General features: G+C 61.4%; 28 protein-coding genes, 1 other RNA gene and 1 pseudogene. 18 read left to right on the top strand and 12 right to left on the bottom strand.

The window, feature by feature from the left end; genetic code table 11:
- Positions 1-29 precede the first annotated feature (29 nt).
- Positions 30-224: a hypothetical protein gene (locus L0B83_RS03005; protein ID WP_234756832.1), complete on the top strand. Its 195-nt coding sequence runs from the start codon at positions 30-32 to the stop codon at positions 222-224.
- Positions 225-334: 110 nt separating this feature from the next.
- Here the strand turns inward: L0B83_RS03005 and L0B83_RS03000 are convergent, their stop codons facing one another.
- On the bottom strand, positions 335-1,735 hold the full coding sequence (locus L0B83_RS03000; RefSeq protein WP_234756830.1) for a polysaccharide deacetylase family protein: 1,401 nt from the start codon (positions 1,733-1,735) through the stop codon (positions 335-337).
- Positions 1,736-2,210: 475 nt separating this feature from the next.
- Here L0B83_RS03000 and L0B83_RS02995 point away from each other — a divergent pair, with 475 nt between their 5' ends.
- The 3 genes from L0B83_RS02995 to L0B83_RS02985 all read left to right on the top strand — a co-directional run bounded on the left by L0B83_RS02995 (position 2,211) and on the right by L0B83_RS02985 (position 5,053).
- Positions 2,211-2,906: a recombinase family protein gene (locus tag L0B83_RS02995; protein ID WP_234756828.1), complete on the top strand. Its 696-nt coding sequence runs from the start codon at positions 2,211-2,213 to the stop codon at positions 2,904-2,906.
- A gap of 304 nt (positions 2,907-3,210) precedes the next feature.
- The gene (locus L0B83_RS02990; RefSeq protein ID WP_234756827.1) at positions 3,211-3,834 is read left to right on the top strand and encodes a hypothetical protein; all 624 of its coding nucleotides are present in this window, start codon (positions 3,211-3,213) and stop codon (positions 3,832-3,834) included.
- Between the two features lie 292 nt (positions 3,835-4,126).
- The gene (locus tag L0B83_RS02985) at positions 4,127-5,053 is read left to right on the top strand and encodes a hypothetical protein (protein ID WP_234756826.1); all 927 of its coding nucleotides are present in this window, start codon (positions 4,127-4,129) and stop codon (positions 5,051-5,053) included.
- Between the two features lie 428 nt (positions 5,054-5,481).
- Here the strand turns inward: L0B83_RS02985 and L0B83_RS02980 are convergent, their stop codons facing one another.
- On the bottom strand, positions 5,482-5,928 hold the full coding sequence (locus L0B83_RS02980) for a hypothetical protein (protein ID WP_234756825.1): 447 nt from the start codon (positions 5,926-5,928) through the stop codon (positions 5,482-5,484).
- Positions 5,929-6,628: 700 nt separating this feature from the next.
- On the opposite strand from L0B83_RS02980, the gene L0B83_RS02975 reads away from it, so the two are divergent.
- Positions 6,629-7,390 (top strand): hypothetical protein, encoded by a 762-nt coding sequence (locus tag L0B83_RS02975; RefSeq protein WP_234756824.1) that lies wholly within the window; start codon positions 6,629-6,631, stop codon positions 7,388-7,390.
- 792 nt (positions 7,391-8,182) lie between these two features.
- Here the strand turns inward: L0B83_RS02975 and L0B83_RS02970 are convergent.
- The 5 genes from L0B83_RS02970 to L0B83_RS02950 form a co-directional block, all read right to left on the bottom strand.
- Positions 8,183-9,220, bottom strand: a complete 1,038-nt coding sequence (locus tag L0B83_RS02970) for an Ltp family lipoprotein (protein ID WP_234756823.1) — start codon at positions 9,218-9,220, stop codon at positions 8,183-8,185.
- Positions 9,221-9,315: 95 nt separating this feature from the next.
- Positions 9,316-9,780 carry a hypothetical protein gene (locus tag L0B83_RS02965; RefSeq protein WP_234756822.1) on the bottom strand — a complete coding sequence of 155 codons (465 nt, stop codon included), beginning with the start codon at positions 9,778-9,780 and terminating at the stop codon, positions 9,316-9,318.
- A 186-nt stretch (positions 9,781-9,966) separates the two neighbouring features.
- Positions 9,967-10,221: a hypothetical protein gene (locus L0B83_RS02960; RefSeq protein ID WP_234756821.1), complete on the bottom strand. Its 255-nt coding sequence runs from the start codon at positions 10,219-10,221 to the stop codon at positions 9,967-9,969.
- Entirely contained in the window at positions 10,202-10,375 is a 174-nt protein-coding gene (locus L0B83_RS02955) for a hypothetical protein (protein WP_234756819.1), read from the bottom strand. Before L0B83_RS02955 ends, L0B83_RS02960 begins: the two co-directional genes overlap by 20 nt.
- 3 nt (positions 10,376-10,378) lie before the next feature.
- A complete protein-coding gene (locus L0B83_RS02950; RefSeq protein WP_234756817.1) occupies positions 10,379-11,077 on the bottom strand; it encodes a hypothetical protein in 699 nt (232 codons plus the stop codon).
- A gap of 125 nt (positions 11,078-11,202) precedes the next feature.
- Between L0B83_RS02950 and L0B83_RS02945 the strand changes: the two are divergent.
- From L0B83_RS02945 to ssrA, 13 genes and pseudogenes are all read left to right on the top strand, one after another.
- Positions 11,203-11,487: pseudogene (locus L0B83_RS02945) on the top strand (CpaF family protein); the annotation flags it as partial.
- The gene (locus L0B83_RS02940) at positions 11,487-12,341 is read left to right on the top strand and encodes a type II secretion system F family protein (protein ID WP_234756815.1); all 855 of its coding nucleotides are present in this window, start codon (positions 11,487-11,489) and stop codon (positions 12,339-12,341) included. The pseudogene L0B83_RS02945 and the gene L0B83_RS02940, both read left to right, overlap by 1 nt.
- Positions 12,338-13,276: a type II secretion system F family protein gene (locus L0B83_RS02935; RefSeq protein WP_234756813.1), complete on the top strand. Its 939-nt coding sequence runs from the start codon at positions 12,338-12,340 to the stop codon at positions 13,274-13,276. Before L0B83_RS02940 ends, L0B83_RS02935 begins: the two co-directional genes overlap by 4 nt.
- A 188-nt stretch (positions 13,277-13,464) precedes the next feature.
- Entirely contained in the window at positions 13,465-13,674 is a 210-nt protein-coding gene (locus L0B83_RS02930; RefSeq protein ID WP_308193948.1) for a hypothetical protein, read from the top strand.
- Between the two features lie 31 nt (positions 13,675-13,705).
- Positions 13,706-14,101, top strand: coding sequence for a TadE family protein (locus L0B83_RS02925; RefSeq protein WP_234756809.1), 396 nt, complete (start codon positions 13,706-13,708; stop codon positions 14,099-14,101).
- Positions 14,102-14,207: 106 nt separating this feature from the next.
- Complete coding sequence (locus L0B83_RS02920; RefSeq protein WP_308193945.1) at positions 14,208-14,600, top strand: hypothetical protein; 393 nt, start codon at positions 14,208-14,210, stop codon at positions 14,598-14,600.
- A gap of 65 nt (positions 14,601-14,665) precedes the next feature.
- Positions 14,666-15,076 (top strand): pilus assembly protein TadG-related protein, encoded by a 411-nt coding sequence (locus L0B83_RS02915; RefSeq protein ID WP_234756807.1) that lies wholly within the window; start codon positions 14,666-14,668, stop codon positions 15,074-15,076.
- Between the two features lie 67 nt (positions 15,077-15,143).
- Positions 15,144-16,259 (top strand): peptide chain release factor 2, encoded by a 1,116-nt coding sequence (gene prfB / locus L0B83_RS02910; RefSeq protein WP_234756806.1) that lies wholly within the window; start codon positions 15,144-15,146, stop codon positions 16,257-16,259.
- A gap of 170 nt (positions 16,260-16,429) precedes the next feature.
- Positions 16,430-17,194 (top strand): cell division ATP-binding protein FtsE, encoded by a 765-nt coding sequence (gene ftsE, locus L0B83_RS02905; protein WP_234756804.1) that lies wholly within the window; start codon positions 16,430-16,432, stop codon positions 17,192-17,194.
- A complete protein-coding gene (ftsX, locus tag L0B83_RS02900) occupies positions 17,191-18,105 on the top strand; it encodes a permease-like cell division protein FtsX (protein ID WP_234756802.1) in 915 nt (304 codons plus the stop codon). Before ftsE ends, ftsX begins: the two co-directional genes overlap by 4 nt.
- A 62-nt stretch (positions 18,106-18,167) precedes the next feature.
- Positions 18,168-19,535 (top strand): peptidoglycan DD-metalloendopeptidase family protein, encoded by a 1,368-nt coding sequence (locus L0B83_RS02895; protein ID WP_234756987.1) that lies wholly within the window; start codon positions 18,168-18,170, stop codon positions 19,533-19,535.
- A 65-nt stretch (positions 19,536-19,600) separates the two neighbouring features.
- Complete coding sequence (gene smpB, locus L0B83_RS02890) at positions 19,601-20,071, top strand: SsrA-binding protein SmpB (protein WP_234756800.1); 471 nt, start codon at positions 19,601-19,603, stop codon at positions 20,069-20,071.
- A 166-nt stretch (positions 20,072-20,237) separates the two neighbouring features.
- Positions 20,238-20,606, top strand: a transfer-messenger RNA (tmRNA) gene (gene ssrA, locus L0B83_RS02885).
- Between the two features lie 46 nt (positions 20,607-20,652).
- Here ssrA and L0B83_RS02880 read toward each other — a convergent pair.
- From L0B83_RS02880 to L0B83_RS02860, 5 genes are all read right to left on the bottom strand, one after another.
- Positions 20,653-21,393 (bottom strand): nuclease-related domain-containing protein, encoded by a 741-nt coding sequence (locus L0B83_RS02880; protein ID WP_234756798.1) that lies wholly within the window; start codon positions 21,391-21,393, stop codon positions 20,653-20,655.
- Positions 21,394-21,785: 392 nt separating this feature from the next.
- Complete coding sequence (locus tag L0B83_RS02875; RefSeq protein WP_234756797.1) at positions 21,786-23,039, bottom strand: hypothetical protein; 1,254 nt, start codon at positions 23,037-23,039, stop codon at positions 21,786-21,788.
- Positions 23,029-23,766 carry a TIGR03943 family putative permease subunit gene (locus tag L0B83_RS02870; protein ID WP_234756796.1) on the bottom strand — a complete coding sequence of 246 codons (738 nt, stop codon included), beginning with the start codon at positions 23,764-23,766 and terminating at the stop codon, positions 23,029-23,031. The genes L0B83_RS02875 and L0B83_RS02870 overlap by 11 nt, the downstream gene beginning before the upstream one ends.
- A 7-nt stretch (positions 23,767-23,773) precedes the next feature.
- Entirely contained in the window at positions 23,774-24,838 is a 1,065-nt protein-coding gene (locus L0B83_RS02865; RefSeq protein WP_234756794.1) for a permease, read from the bottom strand.
- A 133-nt stretch (positions 24,839-24,971) separates the two neighbouring features.
- Positions 24,972-25,175, bottom strand: a complete 204-nt coding sequence (locus tag L0B83_RS02860; protein WP_234756792.1) for a hypothetical protein — start codon at positions 25,173-25,175, stop codon at positions 24,972-24,974.
- Positions 25,176-25,273 lie beyond the last annotated feature (98 nt).

Genomic DNA, 25,273 nt, shown 5'->3' with positions numbered 1-25,273 from the left:
AACGAACCGACATGCGGGAGAATCGAACCATGAGCAGCAACGAGTCTGAAGACGCCTCCGGGAGTCTCCCTCCTTCCGTCGCTGGAAAGTCGGCTGAGCAGGTCGAAGGCATCCTTGCGATGATCGACTCGGGCGAGCTTGACGCCACGCCGGGCCAACGTGCCTACCTCGCCGGTGCCGCATTCGCGCTCCGAGAACAGGCGAAGCTTCGCACCGCTGACTGACTAAACGCGAGAGCAAGACACCAAAGAGCCGCTTTCTATGATCGGAAGCGGCCCTTTGGATGCCTCGCTTGTAGATCTCACTGATGAGTCTATTCAAAAGCGTGCGGGAGTTACGGGGTCGGAGGTGGCGCGATGTCGGCGGTGTCGTACATTTCGTAATCGTCGGTCGTGATCGTGCCGTTGGTTTGGATGTTCAGGCCCCAGCTGATGCCGGAGGCGCCGGCGGGCAAGGCAGGGGTGGTCCAGGTGATCTGGGTCCAGGCTGTGGAAGCATTGAACAGGGGACTGGCGGTCCAGTATTGCCAGTATCCGGTGCCGGTGCGGTAGTAGAGCTCGAACTGGGTGGGGGCGGTCGAGTTGTACCAGGCTTTGAGTTGGTAGGTGTGGCCGACGGTACCCGGCGGAGAGCATCCGCCCAGGTCCAAGGCGGGCAGGAGTTTCGCGTCGCCATCGACGTAGTTGGTCATGGTGAGCTGTTCGGCATTCGCGCCGGTGTGGCCCGGGTTGACGACGGCGAACGTGGGCGTGTTCGTGCCGTACCCGCCGGCGGCCCAGCACTGCGGGATACCGTTGACGAGGGTCTCCAGACCGGGGTTCTGGATCATGTTGGCCCCGGGCGCCGGGGCGGGTACATCGGGACCGGACACGACGGGCTGGACGGTTCCGCCGATAACCTGGTCCACGGTCCGGACGTCGACCCCGCCGCCGGCCTTCTGGTCGGCCAACCATTGGGCGAACTGGTTAAACAAGTCGGGGCTGATGGTCAGGGTGGGGTCGGTGCCCGTTGCGATGCGGTGGAAGGTCAGTTGTACCCAGCCGCCGCCGCTGGCTTGGGCGTTGGTGACGGTGTTTTGCAGGTCCTGCAGGGTCCAGGTGCTGTCCACTTGGGAGGGGGCTGCGGTGTCGTAGGGGTTGGCTGGCGGAATGGTTTCGGCGGCAGGCAATCCTGCCGAGGCCGGATCCTTGCTTTGCAGGTCACCGAGCCCGCGTGCGCTGTTGAATCCGCACTTCTGCACGATGGCCTGGGTGTTGGGATCCTGGGAGGCGAAGGGGTAGGCAAAGCTGGTGACCTTGAAGCCCATATTGGTCAGGGCGACCCGACCGTTGCAGATCTGCCGTGTCGCTTCGTCCGCGGGGAGGTTGACGAGGTCGGGGTGCGTAACTGTATGGCCGCCGATCTCGTTGCCGTCGGCCGCCATCTGCTGCAGGTTGGCTTGCGTGAGGTAGCCGGGCTGGTCGACCCACCCGGAGACGGTGTAGAAGGTGCCGGTGAGCCCGAGGGATTTCATGGTCTGTTCGGCCGCTAGCTGGTCGGCGTTATTGTCATCGAAGGTCAATGAAACGATCGTACCGGCCGCGGCATGTGCGGGTGCCGCGGCAGCGATCCCGAAGAGCATGCCCGCTACCAGCAGCACGACGCTGCCCACGGCGGTGGAACGGAACCACCGGGGTGTTCTGATTGTGTGGGATGTCGTGGCGCTGCCCTTCCATCCTGGGTTTGTCCATTTCATCGCCGTATCCAATCGTAGATCGGGGTCAACTTTCATATATCGATACCTGTCGCGGCTGCCGGACGGCGCGACTTGAGACGGTGAGGACCGATCACACATCAACGTCAGGCGCGGTTCAAAGCCTCGGCTCCCGCTAGGATCGTAGGGAGCGTCGCGTGCCCCCTGGGCAGCTAGACAAAGCGAACCTACGGTGCCGAACTTAACCCAGCTAGAGTGGGTGCCACTTATCTCAAGAGCGGACTCTACTCGTTTCAAGGGCGGACTCTACTTGTTTCGACAGCACCGACCCGAGGCTTTCTACCGATTCATGCGCGTTGCTGACGGGCGGGTTATCAACCGGTTCAGGCGACAAGAAGGCCCGGGCGAAGAGTCCAGTCTTCTACTACCTCACTGAGGGCGGCACTCCAACACCACACTTGGTGTTTGTTCGAGGCGCCTATATACAAAAGAGTTCTTTTGTATATAGGATGGGGCCATGTCCTCCAAAACCGCCCCCCGCATCAAGCCCCTGGCGCTCGCGTATCTAAGAGTTTCGACGGCGCGGCAGGCAGATTACGGCGCATCGTTGGAGACGCAGCGGGCCGCACTGTTGGCAGAAGCCGAGCGTCGCGGCTGGGACGTCGAGGTCGTGGCAGATGAAGGCCTCAGCGCCAAGAACATGAACAGGCCCGGCCTCATCGCAGCGCTTGAACGCTTGGACGCGGGCGAGGCAGACTTCCTCATGGCGATCCGCCTAGACCGGGTGAGCCGCAGCGTCGTTGACTTCGCTGGACTGATGGAGCGAGCCAGCCGGAAGGGGTGGGGCATTGTCCTGATCACTCAGAACATGGACACAAGCACCCCAACAGGGCGTCTAACCGCCAATATCGTGGCCTCAACCGCGCAATTCGAGCGGGAACTCATCAGCGAGCGCGTCAGCGAGAACATCTCCCGGCTCAAAGCCGACGGCGTAACCAAGGACGGGCGCAAAGTTCGCTTCGGGAGACTTCCCGTTCTTCCCGAGGATGTAGTGACGGCGATCCGCGCTGACTTTGCGAGCGGTATATCGATGAACGCCATCGCCAAGAGCTTGAATGAGAGGAATGTCCCCACGGCTCACGGCGGCAAGGCTTGGTACGCGGCAACAGTGAAGCGCGTCATCGAATCCCAGCGCATCCTCGTCGACGCATAGCTGGTCACTTAAGGCGCCTGTGCGGCTCGGTGGGAATCTCGCGTGGATCGGCATCAGCGAGCAGCTCATATGGAGTCAGGGGGTTCACCGTGATGCGATTTCCCTTGTGGTAGTCTGCCTCTGGCGCCATACATGACCATCGCATTGGGGGATGATGTTGTTTCGCAAAACGGCAGCTGTTGTCGGTATCGTCGTCGCCCTATCGACGCTAACGGCGTGTGGGAGTCCAGCATCAGGCACGTCCGCGCCGGCCAACCCAAGCACGGGTGTCTCGACCTTCACTCCTTCAGCTACGGCGCCTCCGATGACTCCGAGTCAGGCCACCATCCAACCAGCGGGTCCTCTGAGCGAATTCGGTATTACTGACGCGGAATACAAAGCGATAGTAGAGTCCTACGCCATTGATGCAAATCAATACAAAACTCCAGAGCAGGTTACTGCTGCATTCATGGAACGAATCAATAAATATTACGCAGATGGCAATAGTCTCGATGCGCGAACGGCGCATTCCTCATATAAATCCCGGGATGGCGTTTATATCGGATGGAATGCCTGGGCAACCGATCTCTATACAAAGGCTCTGATGGAAGGGCTATATGTATCAGCAGCACAAGAGAAGGGTGGGCTCGGAGAACAATACGCCGCCAATGATGTTATCGTAAAGAGCCTCTGGATTAACTCCATTAATGCAGGTGAGGTTCCTTATAAACTTACTAACTCGTTTGCGATTACTGATGTCGTCGAGAAAACTGCAAGCTCGTTCACTGTGCGAGGTACACAGACGGTCGCCGACAATTCAGCACAGGTACCTAGTGCAGCTCGCGACTCACGCAAGATAGGTACAAAGACATTCCCTAACTCTCGGATCTCCTTTATGCTCAATTCTATGAACCATCGGTGGATTGTAGCGGGAGAAGCGGGACGTTAGCCGCTGCTTTTCGTCGGTCGCCCGGGTGGGCTCGGGTCCCGCTAGTGTTGTTGGACAACGCGCAAAGGTGAGACCTCAGTCATGAGCATATGATCAACCTGCTGCTCGTAGATGGTCCTACGCCTGCTAAAGCTGAAGGCTCGCGGGCGTAGCGGCGGCTCTCTGCCGCCGCCATGTTGCGGTTAGGTGTCCGCCGGTGTTTTTCTATGCGCTATTCTTTCCGTTGTCAGAGTGATTTGCCATGGTCTCCGCTGGCTCTCACATGCTCATTGAGGCGCGCAAGGATTAATCCATGTCACTGGAAAAGCATCCAGATCGTACAGACCGTATTGGCCCAGTCGGAGTTTCGGGTGCCGGCGAGCGCAGTGCGGACGATAGCCCGGCCGTCGCGGTGCCCGTACAGAAGACCCGCGTTTCACGTCGCTTGTGGATGATCGTGGCCGCCGCGCTTGTCGGACTCTTGGCACTCGGGGCCGTGATTGTAATGGCGAGCAATGGAGCACCTGGCAATCCGCGAGGACAGCTCGCGGCAGTGGTGACCGCGAGCGTCTCGAACAGTCCGTCGAGCACTGAGTCGCTTGCGTCTCCGACGGCTACGTCACCGGCTACGGGTACCGGGGTGCCCGGCACGGTCCCCACGCTTGATCCTTTTATGAGCGACAAGGAAAAAGTTGCGGTGCTTCAGATCAAATCCGGCCTGTCCGTCGATGAATTAGGCCGCGTGTTTGCGGGCCTTATCACGAGCTGGGGGATGGCGGCTAAGCGCATGTCGACACCGGAATACCTTAACTCTGCAGGTTTCGCGGCAAATCAACAACGAGAGTATGCCACGCAACTAGCAGCCAAACAAACGCCGTTTTATGCCGAAGCTCTATTCGGGAAGGACTGGCAAGCTAAGGCCGCGGCCCATAATGACGTCAAGAAATTCATTTCTAACCATGAAATTATCGACGCTAATGACATCGTGCGCGGCGTCTTGACTTCCGGAGATCCCGTCGAATACAACGCTTCAGAGTCCATGGACACAATTGAACTCTCAGCCGGTACAACATCCGAGGGTCAGGTACGCATCACAACGACGATACACGAGAACATTAAAGACTCACCTCGCTTAAGTGAGCTCGGCGTCCCGTCAGCCGATGGTAAAAAACTGTATTACCTCGCCAGCTACCATACTGAAGGCGGCGCGCTTGTGTTCGACTCGGTTGTCGTGAGCTAAGCCTCGTTCGGCGCGCTTCAGTCTTACCCTGTCGGTCTGGGCCACTGCTGCTCGACTTTCCGCGGCTCCGCCGACCCACCAGAACCACGCCTCCGCTTCCGGCTGCCTGGCTCTTTCATCGGTACCGCTCAGACTCGGACGCCGTCGCTGCGGGCACACGTAGAGCGTCAATCTTCACGAGCGCCCGATACACGGCTAAATGGACCGCGATAGGATCAGCCCGATTGCGCAGAATCCGACAATCACAAACAGTGATGAGTCGCGGAGCCGACCAGGATAAGGATGATTCTGGAAAGAAATACGCCGACCTTCGTAGGCTAAGACCCCGAGTCAACAAAAGCCGGGGCAGTCCCCTTTGTATATCGAGTAGAACGGCTTCCAGCCCCCATGAAAGACCGTCCTACTCGATTCATGCGCTGAGTCCGCAGTCAGGGTGTGCAGGCGTAGTTGAAGTTGTGAAACTGGTACTGCCCGTTTGCGTAGTGAAGATCAACTGAGTAAGTGCACGTGCCGTATCCGCTGACCGTGACTGTATCGTGATAGTGATCGCTGAATTCCTGTACACCGCCTGGTTTGATCAGCTCGTGGTAGTGGAAAGAGCCTGTGCTCGTATAGCTGACGCCTCCGGTGAAGGTAACTGTATAGGTGAATTTGCCGTTGCCCTCAAAGTTAGTGTTGCCGCTCGGAGTGGTTACGACGTTGCCCTCGGAATGCTGGGTTCCGCATACAGTTACCCAACCATAAGCCTGACAGCCTGACTGGTTGATCACAGTGGCTCCGTTGCCGTCTGCCATCGCAGGGGAGGCTCCGAAAGCTAATGCCGCGGTAGCACCAAGGGCTGCGCCCGTGCGCACAAGGGTTTTGATCGTAAACATGTTGTCTCTTCTTTCTTTTTGGTCTGCCTGGATCAGGCACGTCAACGCCCTCTCAGCGAAGTTTTTACGGAAGAGAGACGGAGAACCAAAAACATGCCGTAAGAACGCCCACCCCCCGGGCGCGAGTGAGAAGAAGCGGCCCCACCTTGTAATTGGGGCGAAGTAGAACAAGCTCAGACTAGGAAGTTCGGCCTCTGTCTACCTGAGTGAATCCCACCTGTTTCCTTGGAGTAGACCGGGCATCACCAGTCTTCTTTCTACCTGCCTTGAGAGCCAGACCACTTAACTACCACTTAACTTGGAACGGCTTGTGAAAAGTGAAACGCTCTAGGTCCGGGGGTCCGGTCACGATCGTCCGCAAGCCACCCAGCGGCGTGGTCAGCAAGACGTGGAATCGCGGGCCGGACCTTGAAATGCTTCCCGAACTCCAAAGCTTCGATTGGGCTAGGCAAGAGGCTTGAGAAGGCCCGCGCTCTCCTTGACAAGCAGACAGTGAAGGGCGCGCAGACAGTGAAGGGCGCGACGGCTGACGACGATTCCGACCCCGTTTCGTAGCTGCTGGCCGCCCGCCGTCCTCGGAATGGTTTAACACGGCGGAGCGACATATGGTGGCTTCATAAGATCCGAGGGGCTAGCATTTCGGCGGAGTGCAGTCCCTCAAGCGGGCCGATTGGCTTACCGGCTGCGAAGGGGGAAGTCTGTGGCGCGAGGCAAAATCCTGGTCCTCACTTGCGGTGTTCTCGTGGTTCTCCTTTCGGCTTGCACAACTGGTCAGCCCGGCACGGCGCGCCCAAGTCCGACCCAGGGGCACCTCAACTGCTATCTCACCAACGGCTGCGAGCCATCCAGCGCTTCGGCAAGCCCGGAGCCGGTCCGAACACCGGTACAGACGGCAGTCCAGTCGCCGGTACAGACGACGGCCCAGCCACCGACACAGGCGGTGGTCCAGTCCTCGCGGCCCAGCCGGGCGAGTTCACCTATCGCGGGCCAACCAGAACCTCCGGCAATTGCCGCCCAGCCCTACCTTTGCCTTACGGGTGCGCTGTCCATCGGCGTTTCCTACGTGACATCCACCCGGCCCGGAGATCAGGTCCATGCCGTGATCAACGGCGGGGCGATCAACGTGTCAACCGAAGACATCCTCGTACCGTTGCCGACCGTTTATGCAATAAACGCCCAAGGCGTCACCCGAACGGCAGAGTGGACGACGTCGGGGGCTTTCGAAGGCGCCGCATCAGGTCAAACCGTAGTTAGGCTCAAGCCGCTGGAGACCCAAAAGATGACGTTCTCCATAGACATGTCAAAGAGGGACTTCATGGCGACAGCTTTATGGTCCATGGTCTTTGAACGCGGAGATTTCACCTACGCCTCACCGGAAACAGCGGCGCATGGCTGTGTGGTGCGAGTAAATGAACAACCGGCCTTGATCACCAACCCGCTCGGTGCTGATTGGTACAGGTAGGTCGGCTGGTCGAATATCCGACCAGCCCGGCGCGCTGAGCTAGCCCCAGCGGATCAAATGTGACACCGAAGATGAATAAGTCCCGGGCGATCGGGCTTGATCTTCAGGAACGGGGAAGAATGAACCTGCTGACGGAGTCCGCTAAAGTCTGCTCACTCAGTCCGACAGGCTGCTCCAGCGGATGGACGCGTGCTGGGTCATTCGAGACGAAGACAAAATCGCTCGCTGCCCATCCGGCTTTTCCTATCTCTATCCACGCATCCGAGTCGACACGTTCGAACACCTTTCCGTCTTCTACCTTTATCCGCCCGTCTCGCGAAACGGCCATAGCTTCCCCCATCGTCTTGTTATCAACCCCGTAGAACGACCGTACACTTGGCAGTTGGCTTGCGACTGCATGAGCTGTGCATAGTCATCCCGGTTCATCTTCTGGATCCGATACTCGGACCTCGCACCTAGGTGGAAAACCAGCCACCCTTTGCCGGTCAACCAATTGGGCGAATAAGAGAATTGAGCCTTCTCTGCTCGTGGTAGCACGGATTATCCTTTCCCCAATTCCTACTGCGATCTGACTTGAGACTAAACGTACAGCGTCCCTGATCTCAGCCAATCTTCTTCTGGGTTCCGCAACTTTGGCTCATGAACCCCCGCCGGCAGGATCGTAACGATCGGGTCCTTGAGCGCGAATGTGATGAGGTCGCCGGGGATGCCCTCGTGTCGAGACGCCTAGCGGAACCGGGGCCGATCGCCACAGTCCGCTGCCACCCCGTATCGTTAGTCGTTTCTTGGTGGCTAGAGGCCTGCTTGGCTCACGCCGTACTCGGCCTGCTCCGGAGTGAAACCATCGAAGGTCAGTTGGTCAGCGAGACTGGCATGCGAGAAGGATGTGTATTTCAGGTAATCCTTGGCCTTCTTGGCGGCCTGCACGTTCCAGTCGACGGTCACGCGATCAACAGCCCAAGTCGCGTCCTCGGTCGAATACTTCTCGAACTCCAGTTGCCCGATCAGGCCCGTTCGCGAGAAGGCTGTGTAGTTGAGGTATTGAGCAGCTTTCCGAAGTGCGTTCTGCTGACTGACAGTCCCGGCCTTAGCGGCTGCGTCAGCAGCGGCCTTTGCTTTCGCTGCCGCATCCGCGTCTGCCTTGGCTTTAGCAGCAGCGTCAGCCTCAGCCTTCGCCTTGGCAGACGCTTCGGCCGATGCTTTTGCCTCGGCCGCTGCAACAGCAGGATCCTTCGTTGGCGTTGGCGTTGGCGTTGGCGTTGGCGTTTGCGTCGCCGTCGCGGCAGGAGCGGGTGCGGCGGCCCCGGATGCCACGGTGTTGGAGGCGCTCGCCCGGGCCGAGTTGACGACGATTCCCAAAAGGATCAGAACGCCTGTAACGATGAGAGCGACCTTCTTGTGCTTTTCGTAGCCATCAAGAGGAAGACCCCGTTTGTCCCTTGTCTTATTAGTGAGCACCAAAATGAGGTCAACCAAGGCCCAGACGCCCAGACCGCCAAAGGTGACGAGCTTCAGGATGCCCGTGCCGACCTTGCCTAGGTAGAACCGATCAATGCCGAGACCGCCCAGGAGGAGCGACAGCAACCATGTCGTGAGGAACGACTTGCCGACGAACGGCCCTGCCGGTCCGCCGGGATACCCGTAGGTAGTGTGGGCGCCCTGGTAAGCGTCGGGCTGGCTCTGGTAGGCGCCAGGTTCCCCCTGCTGCGAGGCGTTCTGATCTGACTGAGGCGCGTACTGTCCGAGCCCCGGCGCATGCGTGCCTCCTGGAGGATTGGCGCCTTGTGGGAACGGCGACGGACGGTCTGTGGGTGGGACATTCTGGCTCATTCGATTCCTTTCAAAAGGAGGTTGCCCGAATTCGGGCACCCGGCTGCGCTGTGATGGTTCCCCGATGACCTAATGGCCAGACGGACGTGAGTTCTCTACTTTGATTCAGTCAGAATGACCTTCAACCCATTTGTCGGGTGATAAGTCCATGAGGCCGAAATCTTGTCCCACGTCGCTTTTTGCATACCATCCAAGGCGCGGGTTGCGTCCATCTGGCTCACCACGCTATCCGGCACAGATACCGTTCTAAGAACACACGCAATGTCCTTGATTGGAAGACCGGTCGTGCCAGCGTCAGGCTGTCCCTTCAGAGTGACCGTGTAACCGCCGTCACCAAGCGTGGCATATGCGCTGCCGTCAAGATGGCATGAATGGCTGGCCTGCTGGATCTTCGATTGGGGCGGCGCGGAGGAAGCGGCGGAAGGTGACGGAGAAGTTGCCGACGCCTCGGACGTGCCGCCGCAGCCGGTCAGTGTCGCCAGCGCCAAGACAAACGCCACAGACCAGGCTAAGAGCTTGCTGCCAGCGCGGGCATGTTGAGCAATGCGAAAAGAGATCATAATTCCCCCAAATTTTTCGATGCCGGCGACCGCCGATCGTCGCCGGATTTTGTCGTGATCGTACGCTACTTAACGGGCTTTCCTGAATATGTCCATCAAATTGTGATGTTGTGAAGGCGGGTCTTAGTTGTGCGCACGCGGCCCGTGCGGGACTTGGAATTTACGCGACGGCTGCCGCGCCACCCGTCAGATCGGCGGCCGGCGCGTCCTGCGGCGCAATGACGGCGTCGGGGGTGGCGGGGTCTCGGAGAGCGACAGGATGGCCTGTAGGTGCTTCTCTGTGAAGCGGATGCTGCGGTGGCCTAAGTCGAGGGAGGGCCACTTGCGGGTCTTGGCGTTTTCGCGGACTTTGCGGATGTTGATTTGGAGTATGTCGGCGATTTCTTGGGCCGTGTAGATGCGGGGAGCCCCGGCGTTCGGTTCATCGGCGGTGTTTGTCATGGTGGTGTTCCTTCGGGATGAGGGACCAGATGGCGGCCCGGGTTTCGGTGAGCGTGAGGTCGGCGTCAATAATGGCCTGGATCGCGTTGCGGATGGCCTCAGTGCCGCCGTCTGGCGTACTCGCGGATGGTTCGCATTCGGCTATCGCGGTCATCGCCTATCGCCGTTGACGACGTTCCGCTGGCACGCCGGTTTGGACGTAGCGGCGTGGGCTGTAACTGGTTCTGGGAGTAAGGGCCGGAGCCTGAATCTTGCCCTCGGCAAGGAGAGCCGAGCCCTTCGTGCCGGCTTCAGCCAAGGCGGCGAAGATCTCAGCCATCGCATCGATCGAGCCGCACAAACTCAGCGTGCCCGCCTCCGTCCCAACAGTGGCTCCGAGACTTTCGAACAGCTCAAGCGGGATTTCAACGCTGGCGCCGGCGCTCGAGGGGCCATTTGTAGGGCTGATGTTTAATAGCGGCCCCACTGTCTCGTCGCTTGACTCGATCCACTGGCCCGGGAAGACGTGCGTTCCCGCCTCGTCGTGCTCGAAAACAAGGAGTGTGCAACCTTCGATGGGGCACGTATCGGCGGCCTCGCTGATCAAGGCATCCAGCCAGACCAGCACCGCTCTAGCGCTCGGGCACTCCGTGTCCGGAAACATATCCTCGTTGATGTACCGCTTGAGTTCCCCTTCGGGCGTCCAAGTAGCCGAGGCCATCGGCATGCCTTCCGGATCAACGATGGTCGGCCCAACCCAGCCATCGAGTCTGTCCGTGAAGTCGTCGGGGTTCGCTGGCGCAAATCCCAGTGGGGGCGTGAGCGCGTGCCTGCTGCGGGCCTTCCGGGATTGGCGGTGAACTTCCCCAGTGTTCATGGTGCGACCTTCCAGTTAGTGTGTCCGATTTGGTGCGATTGGTCTGCCAGAGTTGCCGCATTCCGGCGAATCGCGCATGCTTACCGGCGAACTTCGTTCTAAGCTCTTGCCGGTCCGTAATTCCCGTAAATTCATGCTGTGCTTTGACACTAAGCGCAAGTGCGTTCGTTGTACCCACCGTGGCCTCGTGCATCGACCTCGTGGTCCATTGCAGCCGGCACCCCGACGGCCGCCGGCAAGTCACGGAGATCCTCTCGCTGGGACGGCGAGTGGAGAACGGCATCATCGAATCGTCCAAGGTCTTCACCACGCAGGATGGAAGCTTGCGCGCCACGTCGAATTCCTTGCCGGCCGCGGAGAAATTCGCCCGGGCCGGTTTTGACGTCGCAGCCCTCCTGGAGTGCGCCTGATGGCCCCGCTGTTGGGCGTTCTCTGCGGACTGGGGGTTTTCCTCATCTGGTGGTCGGCATGGGAACAAGATCCGCTTGCTGTCACGGAACCCAAACCGAGACGCCTTGAGTCTTTGCTGCTCACAGCCGGGATCGAAAAAGTGAGTGCCGGCGGATTCATCGCTTCGTGCTTCGGATTGGGCCTATTCGCCACACTGGTGATCTACGTTGTGACCGCGTCCTTCTCGATCGCGGCGTGCTTCGGCCTGTTCGGTGCGTGGCTTCCCTTGGCCGTTGTCAAGTGGCGGGCCCGCAGGCGGACCGCCATGCTCCGGGAGCTCTGGCCCGACGTCGTCGATCATTTGCGCTCGGCGATCCGGGCCGGACTGTCGCTGCCCGAGGCGCTGATCCAGCTCGGGGACAGGGGACCCGAAGAGCTGCGGGCACTCTTCCGCGAGTTTGCCGCGGACTACCGTTCCGGCGGCCATTTCGACGCAGCGCTGAGCAAGCTCAAGGAGCGTTTGGCCGATCCGGTTGCAGACCGGATCATTGAGGCGCTCAGGCTGACCCGGGACGTGGGCGGATCCGATCTCGGCCGTCTTTTGGGCACTCTCGCGGAGTTCCTCCGAGAGAGCGCGAGGACCCGCCGTGAGCTTGAGGCGCGGCAATCATGGACCATCAACGGTGCGCGCCTGGCCGTTGCCGCCCCATGGATCGTGCTGATGCTTCTCGCCAGCCGGCCGGAAGCCGTAGCCGCGTACAACTCGGCGGCCGGAGTCAGCGTTCTTGGAGGCGGGTTGTTGGTCTCGGCCTTCTGTTACTGGGCCATGCTGCGCGTTGCCGCCCTTCCCGAAGATGAAAGGGTGCTTCGATGACCGGGCTGACTGCCTGGGCCGTGTTCTGCGGACTTCTTTTGGGAGCCGGATTGTGGCTCATCTTTGTTCGCATGCCGTTTATGCGGGGCATTCCGTTCGTGGAGCGCATCGAGCCGCAACTCAGGTCCCAGAAACTGGAATCGCGCCTGCTCTCCACCTGTTCGGATATCGCACCGTTCGGACCCTTGGAGCGCATTCTGCGGCCCGTGGTGCGGGACGCCCTCCGCTACCTGGCGAAATTCAACCTCGGTACCACGTCTCTCACCAAGAGGCTGGCAAAGGCCGGTTCTGGAAAGTCGGCGCTGGACTTCCGCGCGGAGCAATTGTTATGGGCCGCGGCGGGCTTCACGACGGCGGTTGTCGTGGTGGCCGCGGGCGCGGCCGGCGGACGGTTCAGCCCGGTGCTTGCGGTTGCCTCGGTCTTGGCCTGCGCGTTGGGAGGGTTTCTTTTCCGGGACTACATGCTCGCAGTGACGATCAAACGAAGGGAACGGCGGATGCTGGCGGAGTTCCCCAGCCTTGCCGAGTTGATGGCACTCGCCGTGGGTGCGGGGGAGAGTGCCACGGGCGCCCTCGATCGAGTGTGCCGCACAGCCCGCGGCGAACTGGCGAAAGAGTTTGCCCTGGTATTGGCCGCTACCCGGGCTGGCACGCGCCTGATCGAAGCCCTGCACGGGTTTTCCGGACGAACCGAGCTCGGCCCGCTGGTCCGGTTCGTGGATGGAATGGTTGTTGCCGTCGAACGCGGGACCCCCTTGGCCGATGTTTTACGGGCGCAGGCTGCGGATGTCCGCGATTCGGCCAAACGGGAGTTGATGGAAGCGGCCGGTCGCAAGGAAATCGCCATGATGGTGCCGCTGGTTTTCGGAGTCCTGCCCCTCACGGTGATCTTCGCCGTCTATCCGGGCTTGGCCGCGCTGGATCTTGGTTTCTGATGACGGTGGCAGTCACGCGTAGTTCCGGCCATCACCGGGGCACAAGCCTGAATGCCAAACAAAAACGCATGGATCGCAAGGGATTCCTGCACAACTAAATGGGGAAAAGGAAATGGGGAACTGACATGGGGAAGATAAGAAAGCCCGGCCGTCGCGGCCTGCCTGCTTCGGGGCTCTTGCTGTGGCATATGTGGACGCTGTCACCGGCTGGATCAGCGCTTGGAACCAGCCGGCACAAGGATCCGGCTGACGACGGCGACCATCCAGAGCGGGGCGACGTGCCCGGCTGGGTCATGATCACCCTGATGTCCGCCGCGCTTGTCGCGGGCCTGCTGGCGCTGGCAGGGCCGGCCCTTGAAGGACTGTTCAACCAGGCCATGAGCAAGGTCGGAAAGTAAGCCGATGCCGGTCCGCGGCGGGGGAACGGAAATGGGCAACGGCGTTGGAGGCGGCAGGGGCGGGGAACGCGGCTCCGCCGTCGTGGATTTCGTGCTGGTCGGCGGTCTGTTGACGGTGTTCTTCCTCGCCGTCATCCAACTGACCCTGGTGTTGCACGTTCGCAACACGCTCATTGATGCGGCCTCGTCCGGAGCCCGGTACGGCACTCTCGCCGACCGGACATCGGCCGATGCCCGGGAGCGCGCCGCAGTCCTGATTGAAACGGCGCTGAACGCCGACTTTGCCCGGGACATCTCGACGTCGGAGGTCAGCTTCCAGGGAGTCCGCACCTTGGAAGTGACGGTCAGGGCACCATTGCCCGTTATCGGGCTGATAGGACCCTTGGCGGGACTGGAGGTGAGGGGCCATGCCGCGGCTCCGGATTGATCCTCGCCGTGCAGTGGTTTCCCGCTTCCGGGAGGCGGCTTGCTTATCCGCGGCACGGTTCCGGGAATCGACCGGACCCCCGTTGCCCTCTGAGCGGGGAAGCGCGGTGGTCGAGTTCACCCTCCTGTCGCTCCTGTTCATGGTGCCCGTCGTCTATTTCATCGTGACTGTTGGACAGATCCAGGGCGGTTCTTTCGCCGTCGTGGGGGCAGCGGACCAAGCCGCCAAGGTGTATGTCCTGCAGAAGGACCCATCCCAGGGACGCGTCGCCGCGGAGCAGGCTGCCCTTCTGACCCTCGCTGACTATGGCCATGCCGCGGAGCGGGCAACTGTCGCCGTCGCGTGCGACCGCCCTGATTGCTTATCCGCTGGCGCTGCGGTCACGGTGACCGTAAGGCTCAGGGTGCCGTTGCCGATGGTGCCCTTCGGAGAGACCTTGAACATGGACGCCGCGAATCTGCACGCGTCGGCCACGCAAATCGTCGGACGGTTCCGATGACTGGCCGGCCATCGACCGGCAACATGCCACGGTCCCGCAAACCGGAGGGAGAGGCCGGCCATTTGATGGTCTTGACCATCGGTTACGTCGTGATCGCTCTATTGCTGGCAACGGTCGTGGCTGCTGTCTCCGCCGTCTACATCGAGCATAAGAAGCTCCTCTCCATGGCGGACGGCGCTTCGCTGGCAGCCGCCGATAGCTTTGCCCTTGGCCACGTGGACGGCGGCGCCGAAACGCCGTCGGCCGTCCTCAGCAGCGAGCGGGTAAGAGGTGTCACCGAGTCATACCTCAGCCAAAACGGCGCCCATTCGCGGTTCGATCAACTTGCCATCGGCCGGGATACCGGGAGCCCGGACAACACGACGGCCGAAGTGGTGCTCAGCGCGGTTGCCCATCCGCCCGTGGTCAGCTTCCTGCTTCCCGACGGTGTTCTGATCGAAGCCCGTTCCACCGCTCGTTCCCGGCTGACCCGCTGATTTCCAAGCGTCACACGTCCCGGACCCGTGCCAACGCCGCCAGCGGATGGCGTACTCTGGAACAACCATGGCTCAGATTGACTTTCCCGCAGAAATCCGCGCGCTTCGTTCCACCTACCGCTCCATCGAACAGGTTTCCGATGTCGAGAAACTCAAGGAAGAGATCGCGGAACTGAGCGAACAAGCCGGTGAGCCTAATCTCTGGGACGATCCCGCGTCGGCGCAGGTGATTACGTCCAAGTTGTCCCACCGGCAGTCGGAACTTGAACGGCTGAACAGGCTTGAGGGCCGCATCGACGATCTTGAGGTCCTTGTCGAGCTTGGCCAGGACGAGGACGATGACGCCTCCATGGTCGAGGCCGCGACGGAACTCGAATCAATCCGCAATGCCCTCAAGGAACTTGAAGTGGTAACCCTGCTCTCGGGCGAATACGACGAACGCGAAGCCGTCGTCACGATTCGTGCAGGCGCAGGCGGTGTTGACGCGGCAGACTTCGCCGAGATGCTCATGCGCATGTATCTGCGCTGGGCGGAACGCCATGGCTACCCGACCACCGTCATGGACACCTCGTACGCCGAAGAGGCCGGCCTCAAATCAGCCACTTTCGAAGTCAAAGCTCCGTACGCCTTCGGCACCCTCAGTGTCGAAGCCGGGACGCATCGGCTTGTCCGCATCAGCCCCTTCGACAACCAAGGGCGCCGGCAAACGTCCTTTGCCGCCGTCGAAGTCATCCCGCTCATCGAGCAGACCGACTCGATCGACATCCCGGACAACGAGATCCGCGTCGATGTGTTCCGCTCGTCCGGGCCCGGCGGCCAGTCCGTCAACACGACGGATTCCGCCGTTCGCTTGACCCATATCCCCACCGGGATCGTCGTCTCCATGCAGAACGAAAAGTCCCAGCTGCAGAACCGGGCAGCCGCGATGCGCGTGCTCCAATCACGGCTCCTCCTCCTGAAAAAGGAGCAGGAGGATGCCGAGAAGAAGGCGTTGGCAGGCGACGTCAAGGCATCGTGGGGGGACCAGATGCGTTCGTACGTGCTCAATCCGTACCAGATGGTCAAGGACCTGCGGACTGAGCACGAAGTGGGCAACACGTCTGCGGTGTTCGACGGCGACATCGACGATTTCATCGACGCAGGCATTCGCTGGCGCACCGGCAACCGCAACGCCGAAGGGTAACGGCACCGGAGCTGCCGCCCGATTAGGCGACACACCGCTCCAAGCCCGCAATTCCATCGCGGAGCGTGCGTATAGTCGAAGAGCCGGCGCTCAACTTCCCCCAACGAAAGCCCGTGCGACGGCGGTTGGACTGGTCGAACGTGGCATGTCCGGCGGGGTTCTGAAGAGTCATGATCCGATTTGAGAATGTCACCAAGGTTTACGACGCCAACGCCCGTCCGGCGCTGGATGCCGTCAACCTCGAAATTGACCGTGGAGAATTCACGTTCCTCGTCGGGGCTTCAGGCTCCGGCAAGTCGACGTTCCTGCGACTCATTCTGAAGGAAGACCGGGCAACATCCGGTTCGGTCTACGTCGCCGGCCAGAACGTGGCCAACATTCCAAGCTGGAGGGTCCCCAAGCTTCGCCGCGGAATCGGCGTCGTTTTCCAGGACTTCCGGCTGTTGCCGCAGAAGAATGTCTTCGCAAACGTGGCTTTCGCCATGCAGGTGATCGGAAAGAGCCGGAGCATCATCCGCGAGACAGTTCCGGAAGTACTGAAGACTGTGGGGCTTGAAGGCAAGGAACGCCGCATGCCGCATGAGCTGTCCGGCGGTGAGCAGCAGCGCGTGGCAATCGCCCGCGCCGTCGTCAATCGGCCCGGCATCCTGCTGGCGGACGAACCCACCGGAAACCTGGACCCCATTACCTCGATGGGCATCATGGGCGTGCTCGACAAGATCAACCAGAACGGCACCACGGTGGTCATGGCAACACACGACGACGACATTGTGAACGAGATGCGCAAACGCGTTGTGGAGCTCCGGAACGGTGTGGTGGTCCGTGATGAGGCCAGGGCCCTGTACACGTCGATGATTCCGGTGGTGGGGGAGTCCCGCCGAATGAAGGACGCGAGCGATGCGGAAATCGACCGCGCGCAGGGGGTCCAGCAGTGAGGCTCGCTTTTATCCTGGGCGAGATCGGCAGCGGTCTGCGCCGGAACCTGTCCATGGTGGTTTCCGTCGTCCTGGTGACCTTCGTGTCGCTCACCTTTGTCGGTGCGGCCGGCATGCTGCAAATGCAGATCAACCAGATGAAGGGTTACTGGTACGACAAGGTCCAGGTCGCTATCTTCCTCTGCAACGATACGTCCGCCGCGACGGGATGTGCTTCGGGCAAGGTCACCAAAGAGCAGCAGGACAACCTGGCGAAGATGCTCGATTCACCAACGGTCAAGCAGTACATCACCGACTACCAGTTCGAATCGCAGGCCGATGCCTTCAAACACTTCAAGGAACAGTTCTCCAACTCTCCGATCGTTGATTCGGTAACCCAGGACCAGCTTCCTTCGTCTTTCCGAATCAACATGAAGGACCCCCAGAAGTACCAGATCATCAGCGAGACATTCTCGTCCCAGCCCGGGGTTGAGACCGTGAGCGATCAGCGCCAGGTCCTTGAACGCATCTTCGAGTGGATGAACGGCGCCTCTGTGGCGGCAATGGTGATCGCGGGAGTCATGATCTTCTGTGCGGTCCTGCTGATCACCACGACCATCAGGCTTTCCGCGTTCAGCAGGCGGCGGGAGACAGGCATCATGCGCCTCGTGGGGGCGTCGAAGACCGTCATCCAACTGCCGTTCATCCTCGAAGGCGTGATCGCCGCCGTCGTGGGTGCCGTCCTGGCATCCGGCACACTGTGGCTGGTGGCCCAGTTCTGGCTCAACGGCGACTTGTCACGGCAGTTCCTGAACACTCCGTTTATTTCCTCCACGCAAGTACTCGTGATTGCGCCGGTCCTGATAGCCTTGGGCGGCGGCTTGGCCGGGATATCTTCGCTGCTCACCCTCCGTCGATACCTCAAGGTCTAGCCATGAAAAGCACTGATCCCGGCCGAACAGGACAGCCGATGACACGGAAATACCAAGCTGCGATGCAGCTGCGCAGAGTGAGTGGCCGGGCGAAGGTTGCCGGCTCCGTGCTTGCCATTGCACTCGCAGCGAGCCTCGGCACCGCGCCCGCGGCGCATGCTGACGACCTCGATGACCAGCAAGCCGCCCTCAACGCGGAATCTGCGCGCGTCCAGCAGTCCTTGGAATTCGTGGATGCAAACATCGCCAAAGCGGCCGGTGACCTCGCGGTCTACCAAGGACAGCTTCCGGGAGCGCAACAGGCACTCCTTGAAGCCCAGGGCAAGGTTGCCACAGCGGTGAAGGAAGCTGACGCCCTGGCGGCCCGGGTGGATCTGGCGCAGCAGAGTAAGGCGCAGATCACCCAGCAACTGGAGAACGACAAGCAGAAAATCAGCGACACCAAGAAGCTCATCGGCCAGATCGCTGCCCAGGCATATAAATCGGGCGGGGTGCCGACCAACGTTGCTCTGATGTTCGGAGCGAACGACGGCGGCAGCCTCACGAATACCATGGACCTCGCCGACCAGGCGATGCGCAGCCAGAACGCGGCCATGACGAAATTGACGCAGCAGAGTGCCACGAACGAGAACTCCCAGGCCCGGCTCGCCGCCGTCGAACAGGAAATCCGCGATCTCAAGGCGAAAGCGGATGCCGCGCTGGAGCGTGAGAAGGCAGCCCGCGATGATGCGGCCGCCAAGAAGGCGCAGGTGGACAAGCTCATCGCGGACACCACGCGCCTCAATGCCCAGCTTCAGGCAGCCAAGCCCGGCATCCAGGCCCAACTCCAGCAAGTGAAGGCGAACCAGGACGCAGTCGCTGCTGAAATCTCGGAACGTGACCGCAAACTTCGCGAAGCATGGTTGGCCGAGCAGCAGCGGCTCGCCGCTGCTGCTGCGGCGGCCGCGGCGGCGCAGAACCAGGCAGCGCCGCAACCTTTCGTGCCACCGGCGAGCAACCCGCGGGGCAACTTCGGCCTCATCCACCCGGTCCCCGCCAGCATCCCGATCACCTCGGGCTTCGGTTGGCGTGCGACGCCGCCCGGTACCGTCGATTTCTACGGCCAAGGCGGTTACATGCACACGGGCATCGACTTCGGGGCGCCCTGTGGAACGCCCGTCTACGCAGCCGCTGCCGGCACCGTATTCTCAGCCGGCTGGGGCAACGATGGTGGTGGCAACCGGGTCAAGATATCGCATGGCGTCATCAACGGCGACACCCTGACCACGATCTACTACCACAACACCAGCGTGGTGGTTTCTTCCGGACAGCAGGTGAGCCAAGGCCAGCTGATCGCATACTCAGGCACCACGGGTAACTCCACCGGTTGCCACGTGCACTTTGAGACTTGGGTGAACGGGCAGGCTGTTGACCCGATGAACCTTCTCTAGCCCACACGGACAGGGTCCTGCTGGCGTAGACTAGTGTGATTCTTCGACAACCAAGGAGTTCTACCGTGCCCAAGGAAAGTGGCCGTAAGGTAGTGGCCACCAATCGCAAGGCTCGGCATGACTACCACATATTGGACACCTATGAGGCCGGCATCGCGCTCATGGGAACAGAAGTGAAGTCCCTCCGCGAAGGCCGTGCATCGATGGTGGACGGCTTCTGTACTTTCTACAACGACGAGTTGTGGATGGAGGGCATCCATATCCCCGAATACAACCAGGGGAGCTGGACCAACCACGCCGCGCGCCGCCGTCGGAAGCTGTTGCTTCACCGCGAGGAACTCAACAAGATTTCCGGCAAGATCCGCGAGACCGGGCTGACCGTAGTGCCGCTCCAGCTGTACTTCCTGGACGGACGCGCCAAGGTCGAGATAGCCCTGGCTCGAGGCAAGAAGGATTACGACAAGCGGCAGACCCTGCGCGAGCAGCAGGATAAACGCGAGTCGCTTCGCGAGCTGCGCGAGCGCAACCGCCGCTGATTTCCGCGGAAAGCTCGGCGAAGCTCCGCCAGGCTCCGCCAGGGTGGGCGTCCAGAGCGTGTCCCGGAATGTTTGGGTGCCGGGATGCGTTATGATGATTAACCCGGCAGGTTTTGGTGGTCGTTTCAGGACGCCGCACGGCCTGCAGGGATTGATAACAAAATACGGGGATGATCGGTTTCGACGATGTTAGTCGCGACAGGTGAAGCGGGCCGAGGATGCAGAATTATCTCGTAAACGCTGTCTGCAAACCAATAAGTGCCAACTCTAAGCGCACTGACTTCGCTCTTGCTGCCTAAGCAGTAAGACAGTCCGTCAGCCCGAGGTTGCTATTGCCCCGGATCCTGGCGTCATTTAGATAGCCACTGCTGTTTGCCTTCGTCATCGAGGCAAGCGGGACTCTTAGATGACTGGGCCCGGATCAGCTACTTGTTCGCAGGATAGCTGGGGCCGAGAAAGTCCGACGCGAACTGCGCCCGGAGAAGCCCTGACAACACGACATCGGACGGGGGTTCAATTCCCCCCATCTCCACAGATTTAGCCCCGGATTTCCGGGGCTTTTTCTTTGCCTGATGATATTTCTACGGAAAATGGCGCGAGAGGGTCGTCACGATCAGGGGTAAGGCGATCACAAGGGCCAGGAACCAGCCGATACGGCGGGCGCGGGCTTTGTTCACCGCCGCCCGGAGGGAGGCGAATTCCCTACGGAGGCGGTCCGGGGCGGTTACGGTTGGCGGATTCCGGTGCCATGTCCGGGGCTGGGCGGCCGCGTCTGCGATCATCCTGATTTGTCCGGGAGTCAGGATCACTGGCTGGTGTCTGATCCAGGCCAGCAGTCGGGTGTCGGTGACGACGGCGGCGCCCTCGGGTTTGGCTTTCACGGTCAGGCTTTTTGGGGAGAGGATGACCACCACACCGGTCACCGGGACGGGGTTGCCCACTATGCGGGTGAGCAGGGCTGCTGCCCTTGAGGCTTCGTGGGCGGCGTTGTAGAGGTGGCGCTGTTTCTGGCCGGCGACCATCAGGGTCCGTCCGGCGACCCAGACGGCCTGTCCGGTGTGGTTTTTTGTGTTGAGGGTGAACACGCCGGGCGGGCCGATCAGCACGTGGTCGATGTCGGAGGCTCCAGCGCCGACCGGCACCGCGTGCAGGACCGTCCAGTCCGGTCCCAACCGTTCAAGGATGCGCCCGATGGCGATCTCGCCCACTGCCCCCCGGTACCAAGACAGGGAATCCGCACCCAAGGGGCTGGCGCCGAAAACCTGCCCAAAAAAGGAAGTTGCGGGAACACCGGCCTGTTCTTGGAGGAGTCGTTCGATCACGGCATGACCGGCGGTCCTGTGCCTGAGATCCTCGCCGTCCTGACCGATCTGCGGTGAAGGAATACCGTGCGAAGCCTGGTTATGTTCCAACGGACCGTCCCCCATTTTTCCGTGCGCCGGAGTGCTCCTCCCCGGTGAAAAGGGGTGCTGGTCGAATCGTGCCAGAGATCTCTCTGCGCCGCCAGGGGTCTGCGAGGAAAGTCGTGACGGTTTATCGAGGGTCCGAGGAACTGTGACAGTAGTCTTGGATATGGAACGTCGGGGCCCGTCGCCGTCCGTCGGCTCGATCCCGGACGCGAGGGAGCCGGCGCCGAGTTGTCTGGGCTGGTGGCAGCCGCCGACAAGGGCGCTGGAGTTGCCAGGCCACGGCGCTGTGCCGTTGCCCGGATCCGCTAACGGCACCAGCTCGGGAGGAAACCGGGAACGCTTTTCACGACGCTGCCCGATTTCAGGTCCACGAGGTCTGTCCGCATGGGGGTCGGCTCGGGGAGGACGGGGTATTGGTCGCCGGTGTATTGCGGTGCCGCTGTTTCAACTGCGAGGTAGTCGCTGCCCGGAGATAGGCAGGTGTCCAGGACGCGGGACCAAGCGGCGTCAGGTTTGTAGAGCTGGCGGCCGTTCTTGTCGGCGAGATTGACGGTTGAGGCTTCCTTGCCGCCGTCGTATTTTCTCACTACCTGAATGAATTGGCCGGAAGCGTCCAGGACCAGGGGTTGGCCCGCGGTGGTGCTGACCTCCTTGGCGGGATCGGGGAAAAAGGTGCCGGCGAGGTTGAGCGGCGCGGATTTTCCCGTGGACAGGTTGATGGTGGAATACCGTGTCGGGTCAATGCCCTTTTTCAGCCCGGCGTCGGCGACGGCGAGTTCGTTGGTGCGGGGGACAAAACCGAGGATTCCGGCGTGCGAGCCAAGCGGCGACACCTTGCCTGAGTCCACCGGGTCGATGAGGAACAGTGATTGGTCCTCTGCCTGCGCCACCAAGGTGGCCGAACCGGGAACAAACCGCCAATCCGTCGCGGTGACCGGACCGTGTATCCCCTGGACGGCCCGCGGAGCGGAGGACGGATTGTCGGTGTCGTAAACGAAGAGTGTTTTCCAGTACTGGCCAGTGGCGGCAGAGGCGGTGAACGTGAAGCCTATGAGGTGGTTGGACCCCGCCGCATGAAGGTTGGCTACCGTCCCGAGGCTTGGCAAAGGAACAAGCGTGGGCGGGCCTCCGGTGAGCGGGACCATCTCAAGGGAACTGGTGTTGTCATCGTTGAGGGTCGCCACGGCGATGGCCGAAGGCAGGGCGGCATACTCCTGGATACGGGAGGCCTTGACCAGGACGGTCCCCTGATCGTTTCCGGCGAGGCTCGAGCCGATGATCGTGTCCGGCTTCTTCAGCCCTGAGCTGTCTCTGCCGGTGTCCCTCTGCAAGGTGTACAGGGCGAAGGCGCCGGGGGTGGCGGAGCGCGGTACGGCCGAGGTGGAGTTCGGGTGCGGGAGCTTCGAAAGGTTCGCTGCTGTCAACCCGCCGGCAAGGACAGCAAGGATCGCGATAGTGCTGTAGAGGCGCCGGGTAAAACGGCGTCCGGCCAGCAGTTCGGCCGCGGCAGCAATGGCCGCAGCCCTCTTGGCTGAGACGGGACGGCGCTTAGTAGACATAGGGCTGTTCCGGCTGGGTGGTGGGCTTGATGGAGTCAGGCACCAGAACGATTGTCTCCCGGCTTGCAGCGTTCGGGTTGGCACGGAAGCCGCTGGTCACCGTGACCCAGCTGTCGGTTTTGTATTCGTTCTGCCAGCCGGGGTGATAGACCGGAACGCCGATCGGCTGGGCATCAACGGCGCAGCAGGCTACCACGAAACGGGTCACGAAGAAGACGTCCCGATCGGTTTTATCCGCACTGATGAAACCGGTGACGGTGGCAGTCTTGTCGGCGAAAAAGTCCTGGCCCGCGCCGGACCGGAGCAATGATGCCCAGTCCCTGACAGTGAACGCGGAGTAGTCCGCCTTGCTCGTCAGTGCGGGTGCTTTCAGGGTGAGGGCGGATGCTGAGCCATTGAGGTCGCGCTGCGCGACGGTGGACGTCGTCAGGGTCGACGGCGGCAGGATGAGTAAGGCGCCGACGGCGGCCGCGATGGTCAACACGCTCCCGGCCGGCAGCAGCCAGCCCCAGCGCGAAGCCGGCTCATGGCCGTGCCCGTGCCCGTCGTGGGTGCTGGGAACAAGGGCGAAGGAGACCAAGGCAAGCACTCCGGCAATCACGGCCATGACCACCGTGAACACGAAATACCGTGGGTGGATGTACAAGGCAAGCTGTCCCGTGAGTCCCAGCCAGATTGTTGCAACGAGGCCGATCAGGCTGAGGACCACGCCCTGCCACCGCCCCACGAGCCGCCTAACGACCATAGTTGACCGCCAATCCGAGGACCGCGGCGCAGAGTGCGACGAGCAGGCTGAGCTGAAGGAGCGTCTTCGCGGTGAACGTGGTGCGCATCAGGGCGAGCATTTTCACATCGATCATGGGCCCGAAGACGAGGAAAGCCACGATGCCGCCCGGCATGAAGGTTGCTCCGAACGACAGGATAAAGAAGGCATCCACGTTTGAGCAGATCGCGACCACGAAAGCCAACAACATCAATGCCAAGACAGACCAAAGTGGATTGCTCCCCAGGGCGACCAGCACTTCGCGGGAAACGGCTACCTGGATGAGCCCTGCCATGCCCGCACCGACGAACAGGGCAGGCATCATGGCGCGTGTCTCTTGCGAGAACATCTGCGCGCTGCGCTTGATCCTTCCGGCTGAGCGGGAAGGGTGCTCTGCGAGGGTGCATGTTTCCTGGAACCGGGCCGTCAGCAGCTCACCGGGCCGAGGATGCCTGCCATAGATCCAACCGACAAGGTTTGCGATGAAAAAGCCGCCCAGGACACGGGAGGCCAGGATGCCGTTGTCCCAGCCGAACGCCTGCGCAGTGGTGACGATGGTGACCGGGTTCAGGATGGGTGCTGCGAACAGGAACGTCATCGATTCGGCGACCGTAAGGCCCTTGGCCACCAGGCCGCGGGCCAACGGAACATTACCGCACTCGCAAACAGGCAGCAGCATTCCCAGGAGCGAGAGAACTAGCCTGCGCAGCAGCGGGCTCCTCGGCAGGCGGCGAAGCAGCATGCCCTCGGGCAACCAGACCTGGACGGCGATCGAGAGGACAATCCCGAGGAAAACGAAGGGCAGGGACTCGACGACGACGCTGATTGACAGCGTGGCAAAGTCGCGCGCGGCGTTGGGAAGCGCAAGGGCCGCCGGCGTGGATGGAGCAAGCACCCGGACAGCCGCGAACAGTGCAATGAGGGCGAGCCCGACGACGAGGCCGGCGGCTGACCTCGGCGCGAAACCACCGAACCGGCTTCCGGACCCGCGGTCCGGCTGTTCGCGTTTGTCGACGGCGGGCAGCGCCACAGTCACTCCTTACTCCTCGGACCCGGTCGGGGACACCGGGAAGGGGCCGCGAAAACCGACTGTACACGCCGGTCATGCCCGCGACTAGCCTGTCGGGCCGACCACCCGCGGTTGTGGGCTGTTCCGTCGCTGCAAGGCGCTACTGGTTTGGACTCCCGGGCCCGGGCGCATCATCCGGGTTCGCGATGTCGTCGCGCGAACCTCCAAGTTTGCCGGCGTCACGTTTGGCTGTGCGCTTGCGATCAAAAAGCTTCAAGCGCTGGCGTCCGAAGACCATGACAGCGGCTACCAATGCGGCTCCGACAAGGACCATGACGACCCAAATCCATTGCTGCCCGTCCACGTCCGCCCCGATCCCAGCCGGTCGGCTGGTTCCTTGCTTATGGCGGCGACCCCTCGCCGGCGTGGGTCCAGTCGTTTCAGGGGCCCCACGACTTGTCG

Origin of the sequence: Arthrobacter alkaliphilus (assembly GCF_021483235.1) — a bacterium.
GTDB lineage: Bacteria > Actinomycetota > Actinomycetes > Actinomycetales > Micrococcaceae > Arthrobacter > Arthrobacter alkaliphilus.
The sequence above is the reverse complement of the archived record's forward strand: the minus strand, read 5'-3'. Positions and strand labels throughout refer to the sequence as shown.

Excerpts from the sequence above, each read along its gene's own strand:
- L0B83_RS03005 (WP_234756832.1), top strand. The coding sequence starts at position 30 with ATGAGCAGCAACGAGTCTGAAGACGCCTCCGGGAGTCTCCCTCCTTCC.
- L0B83_RS03000 (WP_234756830.1), bottom strand. The coding sequence starts at position 1,735 with ATGAAATGGACAAACCCAGGATGGAAGGGCAGCGCCACGACATCCCAC.
- L0B83_RS02995 (WP_234756828.1), top strand. The coding sequence starts at position 2,211 with ATGTCCTCCAAAACCGCCCCCCGCATCAAGCCCCTGGCGCTCGCGTAT.
- L0B83_RS02990 (WP_234756827.1), top strand. The coding sequence starts at position 3,211 with ATGACTCCGAGTCAGGCCACCATCCAACCAGCGGGTCCTCTGAGCGAA.
- L0B83_RS02985 (WP_234756826.1), top strand. The coding sequence starts at position 4,127 with ATGTCACTGGAAAAGCATCCAGATCGTACAGACCGTATTGGCCCAGTC.
- L0B83_RS02980 (WP_234756825.1), bottom strand. The coding sequence starts at position 5,928 with ATGTTTACGATCAAAACCCTTGTGCGCACGGGCGCAGCCCTTGGTGCT.
- L0B83_RS02970 (WP_234756823.1), bottom strand. The coding sequence starts at position 9,220 with ATGAGCCAGAATGTCCCACCCACAGACCGTCCGTCGCCGTTCCCACAA.
- L0B83_RS02965 (WP_234756822.1), bottom strand. The coding sequence starts at position 9,780 with ATGATCTCTTTTCGCATTGCTCAACATGCCCGCGCTGGCAGCAAGCTC.
- L0B83_RS02960 (WP_234756821.1), bottom strand. The coding sequence starts at position 10,221 with ATGACAAACACCGCCGATGAACCGAACGCCGGGGCTCCCCGCATCTAC.
- L0B83_RS02955 (WP_234756819.1), bottom strand. The coding sequence starts at position 10,375 with ATGACCGCGATAGCCGAATGCGAACCATCCGCGAGTACGCCAGACGGC.
- L0B83_RS02950 (WP_234756817.1), bottom strand. The coding sequence starts at position 11,077 with ATGAACACTGGGGAAGTTCACCGCCAATCCCGGAAGGCCCGCAGCAGG.
- L0B83_RS02940 (WP_234756815.1), top strand. The coding sequence starts at position 11,487 with ATGGCCCCGCTGTTGGGCGTTCTCTGCGGACTGGGGGTTTTCCTCATC.
- L0B83_RS02935 (WP_234756813.1), top strand. The coding sequence starts at position 12,338 with ATGACCGGGCTGACTGCCTGGGCCGTGTTCTGCGGACTTCTTTTGGGA.
- L0B83_RS02930 (WP_308193948.1), top strand. The coding sequence starts at position 13,465 with ATGTGGACGCTGTCACCGGCTGGATCAGCGCTTGGAACCAGCCGGCAC.
- L0B83_RS02925 (WP_234756809.1), top strand. The coding sequence starts at position 13,706 with ATGGGCAACGGCGTTGGAGGCGGCAGGGGCGGGGAACGCGGCTCCGCC.
- L0B83_RS02915 (WP_234756807.1), top strand. The coding sequence starts at position 14,666 with ATGGTCTTGACCATCGGTTACGTCGTGATCGCTCTATTGCTGGCAACG.
- prfB (WP_234756806.1), top strand. The coding sequence starts at position 15,144 with ATGGCTCAGATTGACTTTCCCGCAGAAATCCGCGCGCTTCGTTCCACC.
- ftsE (WP_234756804.1), top strand. The coding sequence starts at position 16,430 with ATGATCCGATTTGAGAATGTCACCAAGGTTTACGACGCCAACGCCCGT.
- L0B83_RS02895 (WP_234756987.1), top strand. The coding sequence starts at position 18,168 with ATGCAGCTGCGCAGAGTGAGTGGCCGGGCGAAGGTTGCCGGCTCCGTG.
- L0B83_RS02875 (WP_234756797.1), bottom strand. The coding sequence starts at position 23,039 with ATGTCTACTAAGCGCCGTCCCGTCTCAGCCAAGAGGGCTGCGGCCATT.